Source organism: Micromonospora sp. WMMD710, from assembly GCF_029626045.1.
Taxonomy (GTDB): domain Bacteria; phylum Actinomycetota; class Actinomycetes; order Mycobacteriales; family Micromonosporaceae; genus Micromonospora.
The window spans coordinates 3,005,986-3,022,157 of record NZ_JARUBD010000001.1 but is presented as its reverse complement, the minus strand read 5'-3'; the positions used below and the strand labels follow the sequence as shown (position 1 = coordinate 3,022,157).

The 16,172-nt window shown below is 72.1% G+C and carries 12 protein-coding genes and 3 pseudogenes; 5 read left to right on the top strand and 10 right to left on the bottom strand.

Features of this window, described 5'->3' with window-relative positions; genetic code table 11:
- Positions 1-12: 12 nt before the first annotated feature.
- Both O7620_RS13830 and O7620_RS13825 read right to left on the bottom strand, forming a co-directional pair.
- Positions 13-387, bottom strand: a complete 375-nt coding sequence (locus O7620_RS13830; protein WP_278123331.1) for a hypothetical protein — start codon at positions 385-387, stop codon at positions 13-15.
- Positions 388-538: 151 nt separating this feature from the next.
- Positions 539-1,165 (bottom strand): hypothetical protein, encoded by a 627-nt coding sequence (locus O7620_RS13825; protein WP_278123330.1) that lies wholly within the window; start codon positions 1,163-1,165, stop codon positions 539-541.
- A gap of 195 nt (positions 1,166-1,360) precedes the next feature.
- On the opposite strand from O7620_RS13825, the gene O7620_RS13820 reads away from it, so the two are divergent.
- Positions 1,361-1,531, top strand: a complete 171-nt coding sequence (locus O7620_RS13820) for a hypothetical protein (protein ID WP_278123329.1) — start codon at positions 1,361-1,363, stop codon at positions 1,529-1,531.
- 36 nt (positions 1,532-1,567) lie between these two features.
- Here the strand turns inward: O7620_RS13820 and O7620_RS13815 are convergent, their stop codons facing one another.
- The 3 genes from O7620_RS13815 to O7620_RS13805 all read right to left on the bottom strand — a co-directional run bounded on the left by O7620_RS13815 (position 1,568) and on the right by O7620_RS13805 (position 4,623).
- Positions 1,568-2,431: an alpha/beta fold hydrolase gene (locus O7620_RS13815; protein WP_278123328.1), complete on the bottom strand. Its 864-nt coding sequence runs from the start codon at positions 2,429-2,431 to the stop codon at positions 1,568-1,570.
- 97 nt (positions 2,432-2,528) lie between these two features.
- Positions 2,529-3,785, bottom strand: coding sequence for a hypothetical protein (locus O7620_RS13810; RefSeq protein WP_278123327.1), 1,257 nt, complete (start codon positions 3,783-3,785; stop codon positions 2,529-2,531).
- A 151-nt stretch (positions 3,786-3,936) separates the two neighbouring features.
- On the bottom strand, positions 3,937-4,623 hold the full coding sequence (locus O7620_RS13805) for a hypothetical protein (RefSeq protein ID WP_278123326.1): 687 nt from the start codon (positions 4,621-4,623) through the stop codon (positions 3,937-3,939).
- A gap of 249 nt (positions 4,624-4,872) precedes the next feature.
- Between O7620_RS13805 and O7620_RS13800 the strand changes: the two genes are divergently transcribed.
- The 4 genes and pseudogenes from O7620_RS13800 to O7620_RS32065 all read left to right on the top strand — a co-directional run.
- Entirely contained in the window at positions 4,873-7,002 is a 2,130-nt protein-coding gene (locus O7620_RS13800) for a DNA topoisomerase IV subunit B (protein ID WP_347403797.1), read from the top strand.
- Between the two features lie 44 nt (positions 7,003-7,046).
- Positions 7,047-7,301 (top strand): annotated as a pseudogene (locus O7620_RS32075) (DNA gyrase subunit A); the annotation flags it as partial.
- Positions 7,302-7,472: 171 nt separating this feature from the next.
- Positions 7,473-8,108, top strand: a pseudogene (locus tag O7620_RS32070) (LAGLIDADG family homing endonuclease); the annotation flags it as partial.
- A gap of 486 nt (positions 8,109-8,594) precedes the next feature.
- A pseudogene (locus O7620_RS32065) lies at positions 8,595-10,835 on the top strand (DNA topoisomerase IV subunit A); the annotation flags it as partial.
- A 209-nt stretch (positions 10,836-11,044) separates the two neighbouring features.
- Here O7620_RS32065 and O7620_RS13790 read toward each other — a convergent pair.
- Genes O7620_RS13790 through O7620_RS13770 form a run of 5 tightly spaced genes read right to left on the bottom strand, consistent with a single transcriptional unit; the run spans position 11,045 to position 16,167 of the window.
- Positions 11,045-11,680, bottom strand: coding sequence for an alpha-ketoglutarate-dependent dioxygenase AlkB (locus tag O7620_RS13790; protein WP_151489968.1), 636 nt, complete (start codon positions 11,678-11,680; stop codon positions 11,045-11,047).
- Positions 11,681-11,689: 9 nt separating this feature from the next.
- On the bottom strand, positions 11,690-12,772 hold the full coding sequence (locus O7620_RS13785; RefSeq protein WP_278127003.1) for a spore coat protein: 1,083 nt from the start codon (positions 12,770-12,772) through the stop codon (positions 11,690-11,692).
- The gene (locus tag O7620_RS13780; RefSeq protein ID WP_151489969.1) at positions 12,769-13,521 is read right to left on the bottom strand and encodes a glycosyltransferase family protein; all 753 of its coding nucleotides are present in this window, start codon (positions 13,519-13,521) and stop codon (positions 12,769-12,771) included. Before O7620_RS13780 ends, O7620_RS13785 begins: the two co-directional genes overlap by 4 nt.
- Positions 13,518-15,329, bottom strand: a complete 1,812-nt coding sequence (locus tag O7620_RS13775; RefSeq protein WP_278123322.1) for a class I SAM-dependent methyltransferase — start codon at positions 15,327-15,329, stop codon at positions 13,518-13,520. Before O7620_RS13775 ends, O7620_RS13780 begins: the two co-directional genes overlap by 4 nt.
- Complete coding sequence (locus O7620_RS13770; RefSeq protein WP_278123321.1) at positions 15,319-16,167, bottom strand: hypothetical protein; 849 nt, start codon at positions 16,165-16,167, stop codon at positions 15,319-15,321. Before O7620_RS13770 ends, O7620_RS13775 begins: the two co-directional genes overlap by 11 nt.
- Between the last annotated feature and the right edge of the window lie 5 nt (positions 16,168-16,172).

The following is a 16,172-nucleotide window of genomic DNA, read 5'->3' as shown; positions in this document are numbered from 1 at the left end:
GCAGCGCGGTGTTCAGGAGCGTCGGCCCCGGCTGCGCAGCGCGTCCTGGGTCCGATCGTCGACGTCCGCCTCGTCGGGAAAGGTCCGGCCGCTGGGCGCCGGATCCGGTGGCGCGCCCGGTCCGGCCATCGTGGTCCGGGTCGGCTCGACCGAACCGAAGCCGTGCCGACCGGCTGAACCGTAGTCCCTGGCCGGGGCGCCCGCGCGCCGCTCACCGCGCCGTCCCTCGGGTACCGCCGTCTCTTCGCTGCCCTCGTCCATCGGTGAGTCGTCGCCGGCGCCCCAGGGTGCGTCGGCGTCGAAATCGTCGCCGGTGCCCCACGGGTTGACCGCCTCCGGTTCCGGCCGGTCACCGCCGCCACTGCTGCGTCCCTCGTGTGCCGTCATGGCCACCTCGCTCGTCGGTCCGCCGCTGCCGGCGGACGGATTGCCCGTCCCGGGCCGGTCCCGCCCGCTCGGTACGCGGTACGCCGTGGCGCGCAGGGCCGGCCGGTGCCCCGCCGTCGACGGTCCGGCGGGACTCCGGCCGGCCCGACGCTCAGCGCCCGGCCATCGCCATCTGCCGCTTGCCGACGCTCATGCCCATCTTGGCCATGCCCATCGGCGCGCTGCGCATCCCGCCGGTGCGGCTGAGGATCCCCCGCAGCACCTGCCCGGGCTTCTGCTGCTCACCCATGTATGCGGTGACCACGACCAGCGACCCGGTCAGCGCCGGAATCGCCCACTGGAGCAACTTCATCTGTCGTTGCGAGGAGGCGACGCTGGCGGGGGTCTGGTGATTGGGCTCGGTGGCTCCGTTCACCGGCGGGCTGCCCGCCTTCTCCAGGCGCATGCCGACCAACCGGCTGTAACCGGTGACGGCGAGCGCGCCGATCGTCAACGCCGTCTTGAGGGCACTGGCCTTACCGACCCCACGTTGGGCCGCCATCCGAGGGCTCTCCGTCACCAGTTCGCCGACCGCACCGGCCAGGTGCGCGCCGATCGCGGCCGCGTTGACCGGGGTCCACTTCGACCATCCGGCCGACGCGATCGGGAGTCGCTGGGTCGAGTCGTTGATTTTCGCCGCTGCGCCGTTGACGCCGAAGGCACCCATGAGGGAGCCGCCGAACCAGGCCGCCAGACCCAGATCGTGCATCGAGCGCAGTGCGGTGTGTCGTTCGGACATGTGATCCCCTTCCGCCGTGTCGGGCGATGCGGCTTACCCGCCGCCCGGGTGGCTAACCCCGTCGCCCGTCTGCCGATCCGCGTCGCACCGGCACGACGGGGACATCCGGGCATCGCGGTCCCGGATCGCCGCCGGGAGGAGTCGTCCGCCCGGTGGCGGGTAGATCCGTCGGACGCTGACGGAGAGGGGAACGGAATGTCGCAGCCGGATGAGGTACGCGAGAAGACCCCCAAGACCGACGCGGTGCTCATGCACCCGGGCAACGATCCGCACCGGAACACCGCGGAGGTCGCGCCGCGTAAGGACCACGCGGAGATTCAGGTGGAGCGCGACGACGAACTGGTGCCGTTGGAGCAGGACGAGTGAGCGGACCGGCCGGGCGTGCGGCCCGGCCGGTCCGGATCAGCGGGGTGGCAGGCTGGCGGCGAAACGGGCGATCCGCCCCGCCAGGGGCGCACTGGCCCGGACCCACGTGAAGTGGTCAAGTGCCCCACCGGCCTGCGCCACCGTGTACCGCTCCCGGGCCACCGCCGCCCCGGTGAGCTTCGCGCAGAGGTGATCCATGGTCTCGTGCGGTGTGTACTGGTCGTCGTCGACGCTGACCGCCAGCATCGGCGTCCGTACCGCCCGCACCGCCGCTTCGGTGTCCGTGCCGTCGAGCTGGGGGAATCGGCCGGTTCGGGCGGTGTGCGCCCAGTCCCGGATGACCCCGCGCGCCTGCCGGCCGCCGAAGCCCCAGCCCGGCCAGACGCCGAGCAGCGCCGCGGTGGCGGCGATTCCCTGGGTGTACGGCAGGACGCCGACGCCGCGCAGGCCCGGATACGCGCGCCAGTAGGGGATGCCGACCGCGACCAGGACCAGCCCGTCCACGTCGTCACCGCCGTGCACGGCGAGGTGCAGCAGGGCGGCCTGCCCGCCCAGTGAGTGGCCGAGCAGCAGTCGGGTGCGGCCGTCCAACCGTGGCTTGAGGGCGGCCAGGACGGCACCGATGTCGCCGGCCAGCTCGGTGTAGCCGTGCCGGTCGGCGCGACTCGGCGCGGGGGTGCTCGTCCCGGTGCCGCGCAGGTCGGCGACGATCACGGCCAGCCCCGCGGCGCGCAGCGCGGCGGCGAACGGACGGTAGTAGCGGGCGCGTACCCCCATCGCCGGCCAGATGAGCACCACCGGCGCGCCGGGCGGTCCGGCCGGCTCGGGGTACACCTGCACACCGAGTCGGGCGCCGTCGACGTCGACGAACTCCTGCGCGTACTCCGGTTCCCCGTTCACCGGCTCAGCGTACGGCCCGACGTTACCGACGGGTAGTCATCCGGCTGGACACGACGGAGGCCCCGCCGGCTGGCGGGGCCTCCGGTGGCGCGGCCGGTCAGGAGACGGAGATCGTCCCATTGCCGGCGCGGACACACGAGACCGCGCGGGCGGCGGTGACGGCGGCGCCGGCCAGGCACTGGCCGAGCACCTGGTGCCCGGTGGCGTTCGGGTGCCACGACTCCTGGCAGGTCTGGAAGTAGTTGACGCAGGTGTTGGCGATCCGCTGGATGGCGATCTTGTCCTTGCCGGACAGGCTGGTCACGAAGGTGCCGTTGGCGCCGTCCTGCAGGCGGATCGGGGTGGCCAGCGCGCCGGTCGGGCTGCTCGTCGTCTCGCAGAGCCGCGCGCCGTCGAAGGCCCGCTGCACGTTGAGATAGACCAGGTCGTCCGCGGGGAACTCGGCGGCCAGGGTGTCCCGGGTGGACTGCACGATGCCGCCCAGGCCCTGGGAGAAGCGGTGTCCGGGCGCGAGGCTGGCCCGGTGGATCGGGCAGCCGGCCGCGTACCGCTCGGCGCCGAGGTCGCGGAACTTGTCCCGGGTGTCGTCGCGGCCGTCCTCCTCGTGGAACACCGGGTTCAGGTCCAAGGGCAGCGGGTTGGTGTAGTCCTGGAACACGACCCGGTGCTGCCCGTCCGCGTCCACCTGGTCGAGGGTGGTGAGGATCTGGCGTACGGCGGCGGTGGTCTCCGCGGTGGCGGCGCTGAGCTGCGCGGCGGTGGCCAGGTCGGCGTCGCTGCACGGCTTCTGTTCGACCGGCCCGTTCAGGTACGCCCAGAACTCCCACCAGCCGGTCCAGGCGTCGGCGATGAACCGGTTGGCGCACGTCTCCGCGACGCTGCCGAAGGTGAACGAGCTGTTGTTGGAGCCCAGGCCGATCAGCACCAGGTCGATGTCCTGGGTCTGCGCGACGGCGCGGAGCTGGTCGAGCTGGGCGGCCACGGTACGGCCCTTGGCCCGTGCCTGCGAGGCGTTGGCGATGTCGTGTGGCTGGCCGCCGGAGCAGGCCAGGTTGAACCGGTTCTGGATGCCCGGGAGGTTCGCCTGGTTCAGCGACGCGTTCGCCGAACGGTGGCAGAAGTACGCGTTGGTGTTCGGCGCCGTCCAGCCGGGGAAGCCCTGGGCGACGCCGTTGACGTCGACCACCTGGGTGTACGCCCCGGCGCCCTCGCCGCTGATGAAGCTGTCGCCGAGCGCCACCGCGGCGGTGGGCAGCGCGGCGGTCGCGGGGGACGGCAGCGCGACGGCCGTGGACAGTGCGGCCGTGACGATCGTGAGTGCCGCGGCGAGCGCGGCACGGCGGAACCTGGGCATGGGGCTCCCATCCATCGAAAGATGAAAGATTCTCTGGAAGCGCGATCAGATCACCCTCGTGCAACGGGCGTCAATGGCCCGTAACAGAATCGTTCGATGAAAGACACGCCTGCCCCGGCGCCTCGCCATCCGCGCCGGTGTGTGGACCCGCTCAGCGCCCGCGGCGCCCCAGCACGGCCGCGCCGACGGCGTTCAGACCGACACCCCAGATCAGCAGTACGCACAGCCACTGCGCCCACCGCAGCACGCTCATCTCGCCGGAGAGCAGGTTGCGGACGCTGCCGAGCGGGGTGAGCCACGGCTGCGCCGGGCGGAGGGCGTCCACCGCGCCCAGCAGCCCGAACAGGCCCAACGGCAGGACGATGGTGGCGAGGAACGCGACCACCGTCGACCGCAGCAGCAGACCCAGCCCGGTGCCGACCAGACCGGCGACGATCTGCACCAGCACGCTGCCCACCGCGACCGTCCCGGCGTGCCGCCACGGTTCGTCGGCGACGGCGGCCGGGGTGAGCGCCAGCGTCGCGGCGCAGATCAGCACCCCCACGACGCCGATCACGACGGCCGGCAGCAGCACCGCGAGCACCATGGGGGCGACCCCGACGGCGGTGGGCGCCCGTCGCAGGTCGTGCACGAGCAGGATGCCGAAGAGCGGCGTCAGGACCGATGTCAGGCTCTGGACCGTGTCGGAGAGTGCGGCGAACGTCCGGTCGGCGGGAGCCGCGGCGGTCACCAGTGCCACGGCGCAGAGCAGCCCCGCCAGCAGCGTGCCCGCGAGCAGCCATCGCCGGGCCGGCGTCCCGAGGGAGCGCCGCAGGGCGTCGCGTGTCGTCTCATGCACCGTCGATCGCCTCCGGCCGGTTGGTCGTACCCCGCTCTGGTCGTTGATCTGCTCGATCCGGACCGGAGTGAACCCGGGCGCCAACCCCCACGCTCGACCGGCCGTGATCATGGCTGAGCGTACCGACGACGGTGCCTGTGCGTGGTCCCGTGATCACCGGCCGGCTGTTTCGTGGCTCACGTTCGGGGGCTGCCGCGCGGCGGGTCGCGTAGGTCCTCCGGGAGTTGTCCTAGCCTCGGGCTAGGCTCGCTGCGGCGCGCCACGCCGGCTGATGTCGCCGGTGACCGGCAGCACACCGCCGAGACCGGGGAGTACGACCAGTTGACCGCAGAGCCTGACACCCTGTACGGGGCCGATGACCTCACCCACCTTGAGGGGCTGGACGCTGTCCGCAAGCGGCCCGGCATGTACATCGGTTCCACCGACAGCCGTGGCGTGGGTCACCTCGTCAACGAGATCCTCGACAACTCCACCGACGAGGGTGTCGCCGGTCACGCCAGCCACGTCGAGGTGATCCTGCACGCCGACGGTTCGGTGCAGGTCGACGACGACGGCCGGGGCATCCCCACCGACGTGCACGCCAAGTCCGGCATCTCCGGCGTCGAGCTGGTGCTGACCCGGCTGCACGCCGGCGGCAAGTTCGGCGGCTCCGGCTACAAGACCTCCGGCGGCCTGCACGGCGTCGGCGCGTCCGCGGTCAACGCCCTGTCCCGCCGCTTCGACGTGACCGTCCGCCGGGCCGGCAAGATCCACGCGATGTCCTTCCGGCACGGCGTCCCGGGCATCTTCGACGGCGACGGGCCGGACGCGCCCTTCACCGCCGGTCCCGGGCTCCAGGTGATCGGCGCCATGAAGCGCGGCCAGCGCACCGGCACCTCGATCCGCTGGTGGCACGACGCGCGCTATTTCGAGACCGGCGCGGCGCTCGACGTCGACGCGGTCCGGATGAAGCTGCGCAACACCGCGTTCCTGGTCCCCGGCGTGACGTACCTGCTGCGCGACCTGACCGGCGAGGCGCCCGCCGAGGAGAAGTTCCACTACCCCAACGGGCTCAGCGACATGGTGGAGTTCCTCGCCCCGGCCGGCGACCGGCCGGTCTCCGGCATTCTCCTGGTCAACGGTGAGGGGACGTACCGGGAGAACGCCGCCGACGCCAACGGTGTAATGCAGTCCAACGTGCAACGTCGCGCCGAGGTCGAGGTGGCGTTCCGGTGGGGCACGGGCTACGAGCGCACCGTCGAGTGCTTCACCAACACGATCCGCAACGCGCACGGCGGCACCCACCGCAAGGGCTTCGAGCGGGCTCTGGTCCGCACCCTCGCCGACGCGGTCCGCAACACCCGCGGCCTGCTCAAGGCCAAGGAGGAGCCGCCCACCCTGGACGACGTCCTGGAGGGGATGACGGCCGTGGTGCACGTGCGGATCCCCGAGCCGCAGTTCACCTCGCAGACCAAGGACGAGCTGTCCACCACCGGCATCACCAAGGTGCTCCAGACTCTCGTCGACGCGCACGTCAAGGCGTGGCTGGAGGACCGGCGCACCAAGGCCGAGGCGCGCACCGTCCTGCAGAAGATCGTCGACGCGGCGCGGGTGCGGCTCACCCAGAAGCAGCAGAAGGACGCGGCCCGGCGCAAGACCGCCCTGGAGGGCGCGTCCATGCCGCCCAAGCTGGTCGACTGCCGGGCCACCGGCATCGACCGCAGCGAGCTGTTCATCGTCGAGGGTGACAGCGCCCTCGGCACGAGCCGGATGGCCCGCTCCTCGGAATACCAGGCGCTGCTACCGATCCGGGGCAAGATCCTTAACGTGCAGAAGGCCAACCTCCAGCAGGTTCTGGACAATGCCGAGTGCGCGGCGATCGTCCAAGTCCTCGGGGCCGGCTCGGGGCGCACGTTCGACCTGTCCGCGCTGCGCTACGGCCGAGTGCTGATCATGGCCGACGCCGACGTGGACGGCGCCCACATCCGTACCCTGCTGATCACCCTCTTCGCCCGCTACATGCGACCGTTGATCGAGGCGGGTCGGCTCTACGCCGCGATGCCGCCCCTGCACAAGATCACCACCAAGGGGCGTAACCCGCAGACCGTCTACACCTACACCCAGGTCGAGATGGAGACGACGGTTCGCAAGCTGGAGAAGGCCGGCAAGCAGATCGTCACGCCCATCCCACGCTTCAAGGGTCTCGGTGAGATGGACGCCGACGAGCTGTGGGACACCACGATGAACCCGGCCACCCGCGCCGTCCGCCGGATCACCCTCGACGACGTGGACGCCGCCGAGCGCATCCTCGAACTGTTGATGGGCGAAAAGGTCGAGCCGCGCCGCAACTGGCTGATCGACTCCGCCGACCGGGTCGATCGGGAGGCGATCGACGCATGAGCGCCCGTTCCGTTCCCGTTCCAGTTCCAGTGGAGAGCTGAGTCATGGCACGCCGTAAGGAAAACAAGGTCGATCTCTCCTCGTTCGACCAGGCCGGCGCGCGGGTTTTCGACAATCCGCTGGTCACCGAGGTCTCCGACTCCTACCTGGAGTACGCCTTCTCGGTCATCCACTCCCGTGCCCTGCCCGACGCCCGCGACGGCCTCAAGCCCGTGCACCGGCGCATCCTCTGGTCGATGTACGAGCAGGGCTACCGCCCGGATCGCGGGCACGTGAAGTCCGCCCGAATTGTCGGGGACTGCTTCGTTGCCGGCACGCTGGTCTCCACGCCTGATGGCCTGCGGCCGATCGAGGAGGTCGAGGTCGGAGACCTCGTGCTGGACGGTGAGGGCGCTTCGGTCCCGGTCACCGCTGTGTATCGAAACCCGACCTCTGACCTTGTTCGAGTGACCTGGAGCAATGGGCACACGATGCTCGTCACCCCGGGCCAACGCTTCCGGGTGGTCGCGAACGACCTCTCGGTGCAGTGGGCCGAGGCTCGGGATCTCGCGGGACGCCTTGCGCTGGCCTATGGGAGCCACCGTAGCGAGGTGTCGACGCCACCTGGCGACGTCTACGACTACGTGCGCGGGCTGCTGGTAGCCGAGGGCTTCCCGGTCGACCGGAACCGTGCGGCGGACGGTCGGGTTCGCATCCACATGTGTGACATCGAACCGCTCGATGTCGCTCACGGCTGGGCTATCGCCAGTGGGGTGAACGTCTCCCGCGGAAAGCGTGAGGCCACCAATCCCCGTCATCGTGATCAGCACATCCTGACGTTCAGCCGGCACGAAGGGCTGTTGGAGGCTACCGAGCCACTCAGCCGCGACAAGTACGTACCACGCAACATCATGAGCGACCGGTCAGCGTGGGCACCGTTCCTCGCCGGCTTCTTCGACGGTGACGGCTACGTCCGCAAGCGGTTCCGAGAGGTGGTCTTCGTCAGCACCAGCAAACTCCTGGTCCGGCAGATCTACGCCATGCTTGCCGACCTGGGTTTGCACGGGCACTACTGGACCAGCGGTCTTCGTTCTGATGGAAACCCTCTTCACGGGCTCTCCATATCCGGGCGAGACGCTGCGGTCCTCGCGCGGATGCTGCTGCCGTGGGTGCGGATCGGCTACAAGCACGATGGCCTGCAACGGGTTGCGAACATCGACTACCAGTACAGCGGCAAGCAAGGCAATGACCGGTTGCCGTACGCCTCGGTGATGGCGGAATTCACCGCAGCGCATCGGGGCGGTGGATGGTTCCGGGATCAGGCCGGACAGGCGTTTCGTGCCTCGCTCTCGGCGAGCGGTGGCCCGAAGGTGCGGTATGGCGAAGACCGCAATGGCGTCCCGCTCGCGGACCGATCGTTCCAGTTGGAGCGGGCGGTACGAGACGGCTGGATCGACAAACTCCGCCGCATCGGCTCACCGCTCGCTGCTCGTCTCGACGCGTTGGTCGGCAGTTCGTTCCTGCGGGTCACCTCGGTTGAGGCGGTTCCGCCCGACGTCACTTACGACATCCAGGTCGGCAGTGACGAGCACGCGTTCGTCGCCGAGGGCTATGTCGTTCACAACTGCATGGGTAAGTACCATCCGCACGGCGACACGGCGATCTACGATGCGATGGTCCGCCTCGCGCAGGACTTCTCCCTCAACGTGCCACTCATCGATGGGCATGGAAATTTTGGTTCCCCAGATGATGGTCCGGCAGCCTCGCGTTACACCGAAGCACGGATGTCCCGCGAGGCCATGCTGCTCGTCGGTGAGCTGGGCGAGGACACCGTCGACGTCGAGCCCAACTACGACGGGTCGCTGACCCAGCCGACCGTGCTGCCGGCCGCGTTCCCCAACCTGCTGGTCAACGGCGCGTCCGGGATCGCGGTCGGGATGGCCACCAACATGATCCCGCACAACCTCGGCGAGGTCGTGCAGGCGGCCCGTTGGCTGATCAACCACCCGGACGCCACTCTGGACAAACTCATGGAGTTGGTCCCCGGCCCCGACCTGCCCACCGGTGGGGTGCTGCTCGGCCTCGACGAGGTGCGCCGGGCGTACGAGACCGGGCGCGGCGTGGTGCGGATGCGCGGCAAGGTGGAGATCGGCCCGATCGAGGGCAGCCGGGGCCGCCAGGCGATCACCGTGGTCGAGCTGCCCTACGGCGTCGGCGCGGAGAAGGTCATCGCCGCGATCACCAACGAGGTCACCAAGACCAAGCGGCTGACCGGCATCGCGGACGTCAAGGACCTCACCGACCGGGAGAGCGGCACCCGGCTGGTCATCGAGTGCAAGGTGGGCGTCAACCCGCAGGCGCTGCTCGCCGACCTGTACCGGCTGACCCCGCTGGAGCAGTCGTTCGGCGTCAACAACCTGGTCCTGGTGGACGGGCAGCCGCGCACCCTCGGGTTGAAGGCGCTGCTGGAGGTCTTCCTGGCCCACCGCTACGAGGTGGTCACCCGGCGTACCTCGTACCGCCGCCGCAAGCGGCAGGAGCGGCTGCACCTGGTCGACGGCCTGCTGATCGCGTTGCTGGACATCGACGAGGTGGTCCGGCTGATCCGGGGCAGCGACGACGCGCAGGCCGCGAAGGACGGGCTGATGAGTCGGTTCGGCCTCTCCGACATCCAGGCCACCTACATCCTGGACACACCGCTGCGCCGGCTGACCAAGTTCGACCGGATCGAGCTGGAGGCCGAGCAGGAACGGCTGCGCACCGAGATCGCCGAGCTGAGCACGATCCTCGACGACGAGCGGGTGCTCCGGAAGGTGGTCTCCGACGAGCTGGCGGCCGTGGGCAAGCAGTTCGGCAGCGAGCGGCGTACGACGCTTGTCGACGGTGACCTGAAGGAGGTGCTGGCCGCGTCCGCGCCGGCCGGCCCGCTGGAGGTGGCCGACGACCCGTGCCAGGTGATCCTCTCCGCGACCGGCCTGGTCGCCCGGACCGCGGCCGAGTCGGAGGAGAGCGCCGAGGGGCGCCGGCGCAACGGCCGGGTCAAACACGACACGGTACGCGCGATCGTGCACTCCACCGCCCGTGGTCGGGTGCTGCTGCTGACCAGCGCCGGCCGGGCGTTCAAGGTCGACGTCCTGCCGCTGCCGGTGCTGCCCGAGCAGGCCGGCACGGTGTCGTTGCGCGGAGGCATGTCGGCCGCCGAGCTGGTGCCGTTGGAGGCGGGGGAGACCGTGGTCGGTCTGGCCCCGCTCGGCGGGCCGGCGGAGGGCTCGCCGGGGCTGGCGTTGGGCACCCGGCAGGGCGTGGTCAAGATCTGTTCGCCGGAGTGGCCGGTGCGTTCCGACGAGTTTGAGGTGATCGGCCTGCGCGACGGTGACGAGGTGGTCGGGGCGACCTGGCTGACCGACGGTGCCGAGACGTTGACGTTCGTGTCCTCGGAGGCGTCGCTGTTGCGGTTCCCCGCCGGGCTGGTCCGCCCTCAGGGCCTCAAGGGCGGCGGCATGGCCGGCATCAACCTGCCGGTCGGAGCGCACGTCGTGTTCTTCGGCGCGGTGCGCACCGACGACCCGGGTCACGGCGAGCCGATGGTGGTCACCTCGACCGGAGCGACGGTGAAGGTGACGCCCTTCAAGGCGTACCCCTCGAAGGGTCGGGCGACCGGCGGCGTGCGCGCGCACCGGTTCCTCAAGGGTGAGACGGACGTGGCGGTCGCCTGGGTGGGGCCGCGCCCGGTCGGCGCGACCGGCACCGGCGACCCGGTGGAGCTGCCCGCGGCGGACCCGCGCCGCGACGGCTCCGGCTTCGCGGTGATGCTCGGCCCGACGGTGGTCGGCCACGTCATCGAACGCGACTGACCCCCCGGCGTGCCCGGCGCGCGCCCGGCCCCAAGATCCGCGCAACTTCGGGGAAGTTGCTGCTTGCGGGATGCCGCAGGCAGCACTTTCCCTGAAGTTGGGCGGATCTTGTCGGTGATCTGCCCGCCGCTCGGGGCCGCACCGTGGTGCTGCTGGGGCACGGGGCGACCGGCATTCCGCCCGAGGCGCTCGACCAGGTGGACGCGGCGCTAGGCGACGTTGATGGGGCGGAACTGGACGCTCACCCTCGGGCCTACCGGGCGCGTGGTCTTGGGGACGGCATGTTCCCAGGTGCGTTGGCAGGAGCCGCCCATCACGATCAGGTCGCCGTGGCCCACCGGGAAGCGCAGGCTCTCGCCGCCCCCGCGTGGGCGCAGCAGCAGTGGTCGGGGTGCGCCGAAGGAGACGATCGCGACGATGGTGTCGGTGTGCGCCGACCGGCCGATGGTGTCGCCGTGCCAGGCCACGCTGTCGCGCCCGGACCGGTAGAGGCACAGGCCGGCGGTGACGAAGGGTTCGCCCAGCTCGGGGGCGTAGTGCCGGGTCAGCGTCGCGCGTGCCTCGGTGAGCACGGGGTGGGGGAGCTGGCGGTCGGCGCCGTACCAGCAGAGCAGGCGGGGCACGTCGACCTCGCTGTCGTACATGGTGCGTCGTTCGGCGCGCCAGGGCACCTCGGTGAGCAGGGTGTCGAGGACCGTGTCGGAGCCGCGCACCCAGCCGGGGAGGTGGTCGACCCAGGCGCCCCGGCTGAGCTGGTGCCGGCGGATCTGGCCGGGCAGTGGCCCCAGGGTCGGCCCGGCGTCGGCCAGGTCGAGCATCGACGGCTGGTAGGCGACCTGCGTCATGCGGCCACCCTAGCAGGAAGTTCGTACACCCGTGCCAATCGACGGGTCGGTGGCGCGTACGGCGTCGAACACCGCGTCCACGACCCGGCCCCGGCCCTGCCCGTCGACGGTGGACCAGGCCCGCGCGGCCAGCGCGGTGCGCCGCTGCGGTGAGCTGAGCAGCCCGTTCAGGATCCGCGCCGCGGTCGCGCGGGCCGCCCGACCGGCGACGCCGGCGGCGGTCAGCTCCGGCAGCTCACCGAGGCCGGCGGCGAGGCCGTGGCGGATCACCCGGTCGTATGACTCGCGCTGGTTGTCGACCACGCAGACCAGGGCGGCGGGTGCGCCGAGGCAGCACAGTTCCCAGGTGGAGGTGCCGGCGGCGCTGATCACCAGGTCGGCCCCGGTGATCAGGGTCGGCAGCGAGCCGGTGGGCGGGACGGGCCGGATGATCTGCCCGCGTCCGGGAGTGATCTCCTCCAGCTCGGCCTCGATCTCGGGTCGACCGACGACGACCGTGAGGTCCATCGGATGGCCGGCGGCGACCAGCACCCGGGTGAGCACCGGGGCCGCACCGACGGCGTCGGTGCCGCCAAAGATGGCCAGCACGCGGGGCCGGCCGACGGCCGTGGCGGTCGGGGGCGCCGGCGGCCGGGCGGTGATCACCGAGTCGCGCAGCAGGGCGTACGCGCTGCCGGCGAGCAGCCGTCCGGGCAGCTCCGGGTGCCGTGCACCGAAGTTCTGGTCGAGGTAGAGGTCGGCGTCCTGGCCCCGGCTGTCCCCGTCGATGATCGCGAGGGTGAGCACGCCGGCGGCCCGTAGTGCGCCCGCTCCGGCCGGGTCCAGCTCGTAGGAGTCGAGGACCATCACGTCCAGGTCGTGTCGTTGGGCGGTCTCGACCAGCTCGGCCGGCGAGTCGGGGCCGGGGTGCAGTCCGATGCCGCGCGCGGCGAGTTCGGCGAGCGCCCAGTCGAGCCGTTCGACGGTGCCGAACACCGCGACGTGGGCACCCCGGGCCTGGAACTCCTCGGCGAGGGCCAGGCAGCGTACGAGGTGGCCGACGCCGCGCCGCGGCCCGGCGTCGCAGCGCACCCCGACCCGCAGTGTGCTCAGGACTCCTCCAGCTGCTTCTGGCGGACGTCGGCGTTGAGCGCGCGCAGCCGGGGCTGCCCGTCCAGCCAGTCGGCGAGCTTGGCCAGCGGCACGCTGACGTCGCCGAAGTGGTCCACGACGGCGCTCACCAGCGCCCAGTCCTGGTCGGTGTCGAGGGTCAGCCGCAGCGCCGAACGGTCCGGGGTGAGCGTCACGCCGAGCACCCGGAACAGATCGGGGTGGGTGTACGCGTACGAGGTCACGTGCACCCGGTGGTGACCGGTGGCGAGCCGGTCGAGGGTACGCAGCGCCTCCGCGCGGATGATCTCGACGTCCAGCCCTCGGGGCAGCGTCCGGGCGATCGACGTGCTCGCGTAGTCCAGTCCGGGCACCGCCCGGTAGACGGAGGCGACCAGCGTGATGATCTCCGGGTCGAGCAGGGGGCAGTCGGCGGTGAACCGCATGACCGCGTCGCCCGGGTGGGCGGCGAGGGCGCCCACGAAGCGGTCCAGGACGTCGTCGACCGGCCCGCGGTGACACGGCACGTCGAGCCGTTCGCATTCGGTCACGACCGCGTCGTCGACCGGGTCGGTGCTGGTGGCGACCACCAGGTCGGCGAGGACGCCGCTGTCCCGGGCGGCACGCACCACCCGGCCCAGCACGGACCGTCCGGCGAGCGGGCGGAGCACCTTGCCGGGCAGCCGTGACGATCCCATCCGGGCCTGCACGATCCCGACGATCCGTGACCCGGGCACCGGTACGCCGGTCATTGCTGCTCCTCCTGCTTCGGGGCGAGCACCGTGCGGGCCCGGCGCTTGGCGGCGCGGGCACCCCGCTTGGCGAGCCGGGCCGGCGTGATGGCGAGCCGGCCGACCCGGTAGCTGAGCGACCCGCTGAGCAGGCCGATCGTCGTCTCGGCCCGGCGCAGGGCCCGCTCCCGGGAGGTCAGCAGCTCCTCGGTCCAGGCGGTCAGCGCGGCGAGCCGGCTGAGTTCCTCGCGCTGGCGCAGCCACGCCTCCCGCAACTGCTGGTAGCTGTGCGCGCCGACCGGCGGGTCGGTCGGCTCGACGGCGTGCAGCCGGGTGGCGAGGGTGGCCCGGCCGTCGATGTCGAGCTCGTGCAGCGCCGCGGTGATCTCCGCCTCGGCGTCCACGGCCGCGGCGACGGTCGCGCGGTCCAGGTCGCGCCCGGCGAGGCCGCCGAGCACCACGGTCAGGCCCGCCACGTCGAGGGTGGACGACCACGGGTGGGCGTACCCGCCGGTGAGCAGGCCCGCCGCGAAGCGCCACAGGCCACGGGCCAGCACCACGTCGGCGGGAATCGAGCCGGTGGCCCGCCAACTCGGGTCGAGCACGGTGTACCGCGCACCGTCGACGACCACGTTGTCGGTGCTCGCCACCGCGGTCGCCCCGAGGACCCGTCCGTCGGCGTCGCTATGCCCGGCGAGCCAGTCCGCGTACCCCCGCAGGAGCGTGCGCAGGGTCGCCAGGTCGCGGCGCAGGGCCGCGTCGAGCAACAGGGTACGCAGCAGTCGCCCGGCCGGCACCGGCCCGCTCAGCGCGCCCGCGTCCCGGTACGCGGCCGGGCGGCGGGCGTTCGGCGCGGCCGGCAGGCCCGCGCCGGTGGCCGGGATGAGCCCCCAGCGCCAGCCCGACGGGCCGTCGAGCACCTCCAGCACACCGATCCCGGGCTGCTCGGTCTGCGCCAGTGCCACCGGCAGGTCCCCGGTGGGTGCCGGCGCGGGCGTCCCGGGCCGGTGGGCGAGCATCAGCCAGCCCGGCGCGAGGTCGGCGGCGCGTCCGGCGTGCAGGGCGTCCACCGCCAGCCGGGCCGGGTCCTGGAGCACCGGGGCGCCGGTGAAGCCGCCGGCGCAGGCGCCGTGCAGCACCGCGTCGAACAGACCGGCAGCGGCACCGCGGTCGAGCTGGTCGGCGTCGAGCAGCGCCGTCGCGGTGCCGGCGTCGGGGTACGCGGCCCAGCAGGTGCCCGGCAGCAACCCGACGCCGCTGAGCCGTTCGCGGAGCTGGTCGCGGTTGGCCGGGTGGGCACCGTCCAGCACTCCACCGATCACCCAGGCGGAGTCGTCCCGGTCGGCGTACCAGGGGGTGGTGGAGACGAGGCGGTGCAGCCCGAGCGGGTTGTCCAGGCGCAGCAGCAGCGCGCCGCCCGGCCGGAGCGCGGCGACCAGTCGCGCCAGCACGCCGTCCCAGCTGAGCCGGGTGCCCTCCACCGACTCGATCGGGTCGAGTCCGGCGCCGGCGATCACCACGTCGTACGTCTCGTCGGTGGGCAGCCCGGCCGGGCCGCCCACCACCACGCGGGCGGCGCGCGGGGCCAGCGCCACCGCGTCCGGGTGGCTGCGCAGCAGGCAGGTCACCTCGGCGTGGGCGAGCCGGTCGAGCAGCGCCGGGTCGTGCGGCCCGGCCAGCAGGACGCGGGCACCGGGCGGCACGATCCGGGCCGCCAGCGTGGCGAGGGGGCCACCGTCGGCCAGCCGTTCGCGCGGCAGGTCGGACCAGGCCAGCATCTCGCCGCCCGGCAGGGTGATCCGGCCGGCGGGTGCCGTCTCAGTCGTCACGGTCTTCCTCTTCCTCCTGGAGGTGCGCCCAACCGAGCAGCTCGCGCAGTTCGGCCGGCGAGCAGCGGTGGTCGGTGCCCAGTTCGGCGCGGGCTATCTCGACCGCGGTGGGCAGATCGACCGCGGTGCCGTGCAGTTGCGGCCACTGTCGCCGGATCCGCGCGGTCCCGCCGAAGGTCGGGTCCTCGTTGGACAGGACCATCGGGTCGCCGTACACCGCCGGCTCACAGCCCGCCGCGATGCCGTAGAAGATCGCGCTGGTCAGCCGGTTGGATGCTACCCGGCGGTGGCGGCGCAGCTCGGTCAACTGCTTGTCGAGGAACTCCGGGTCGGTGTCCTTCCACCAGTGCCCCCGGTACCCGTGGCAGATCACCCGGAAGCCGGCGCGCTCGTACAGTCGGCGGACGTTGCGCATGCCGTACTCGTGCCAGTACAGGCACACCGTGACCGGGCCGGGCTCGGTGTCCCGGATCAGGGCGATCAACCTGCGGTGGTCGCCCTTGACGTGCTGGCCCTCCCAGCCGTGGAACGGGTACCAGATGGTGCCCTCACGTTCCTCGGCCGGCGGATCCTCGGGTCGCATGGCCAGCAGGTAGACGAACGGGGCGCCGATGACGACCACGTTGCGCCGCCCCACCGACCAGGCCCGTCGGCGGGTCTGCTCCGACCAGAGCAGGCTCGGGGTGCGATCGGCGTACGGGTGCCCGGGGGCCAGGCCGTCACCGATGTTCCAGCCGTGCTGCACGTACCCGTTGATCCGCGGTGGATGCCGGTCGCCGAGGCCGGCGTAGCGGGCCAGCACGTGCGCGTGACCGTAGAAGTGGTTCGCGTGGTGCATCAGGT

Coding starts and splice junctions, on each gene's coding strand:
- O7620_RS13830 (WP_278123331.1), bottom strand. CDS start 387: ATGACGGCACACGAGGGACGCAGCAGTGGCGGCGGTGACCGGCCGGAA.
- O7620_RS13825 (WP_278123330.1), bottom strand. CDS start 1,165: ATGTCCGAACGACACACCGCACTGCGCTCGATGCACGATCTGGGTCTG.
- O7620_RS13820 (WP_278123329.1), top strand. CDS start 1,361: ATGTCGCAGCCGGATGAGGTACGCGAGAAGACCCCCAAGACCGACGCG.
- O7620_RS13810 (WP_278123327.1), bottom strand. CDS start 3,785: ATGCCCAGGTTCCGCCGTGCCGCGCTCGCCGCGGCACTCACGATCGTC.
- O7620_RS13790 (WP_151489968.1), bottom strand. CDS start 11,680: ATGACGCAGGTCGCCTACCAGCCGTCGATGCTCGACCTGGCCGACGCC.
- O7620_RS13780 (WP_151489969.1), bottom strand. CDS start 13,521: ATGACCGGCGTACCGGTGCCCGGGTCACGGATCGTCGGGATCGTGCAG.
- O7620_RS13770 (WP_278123321.1), bottom strand. CDS start 16,167: ATGCACCACGCGAACCACTTCTACGGTCACGCGCACGTGCTGGCCCGC.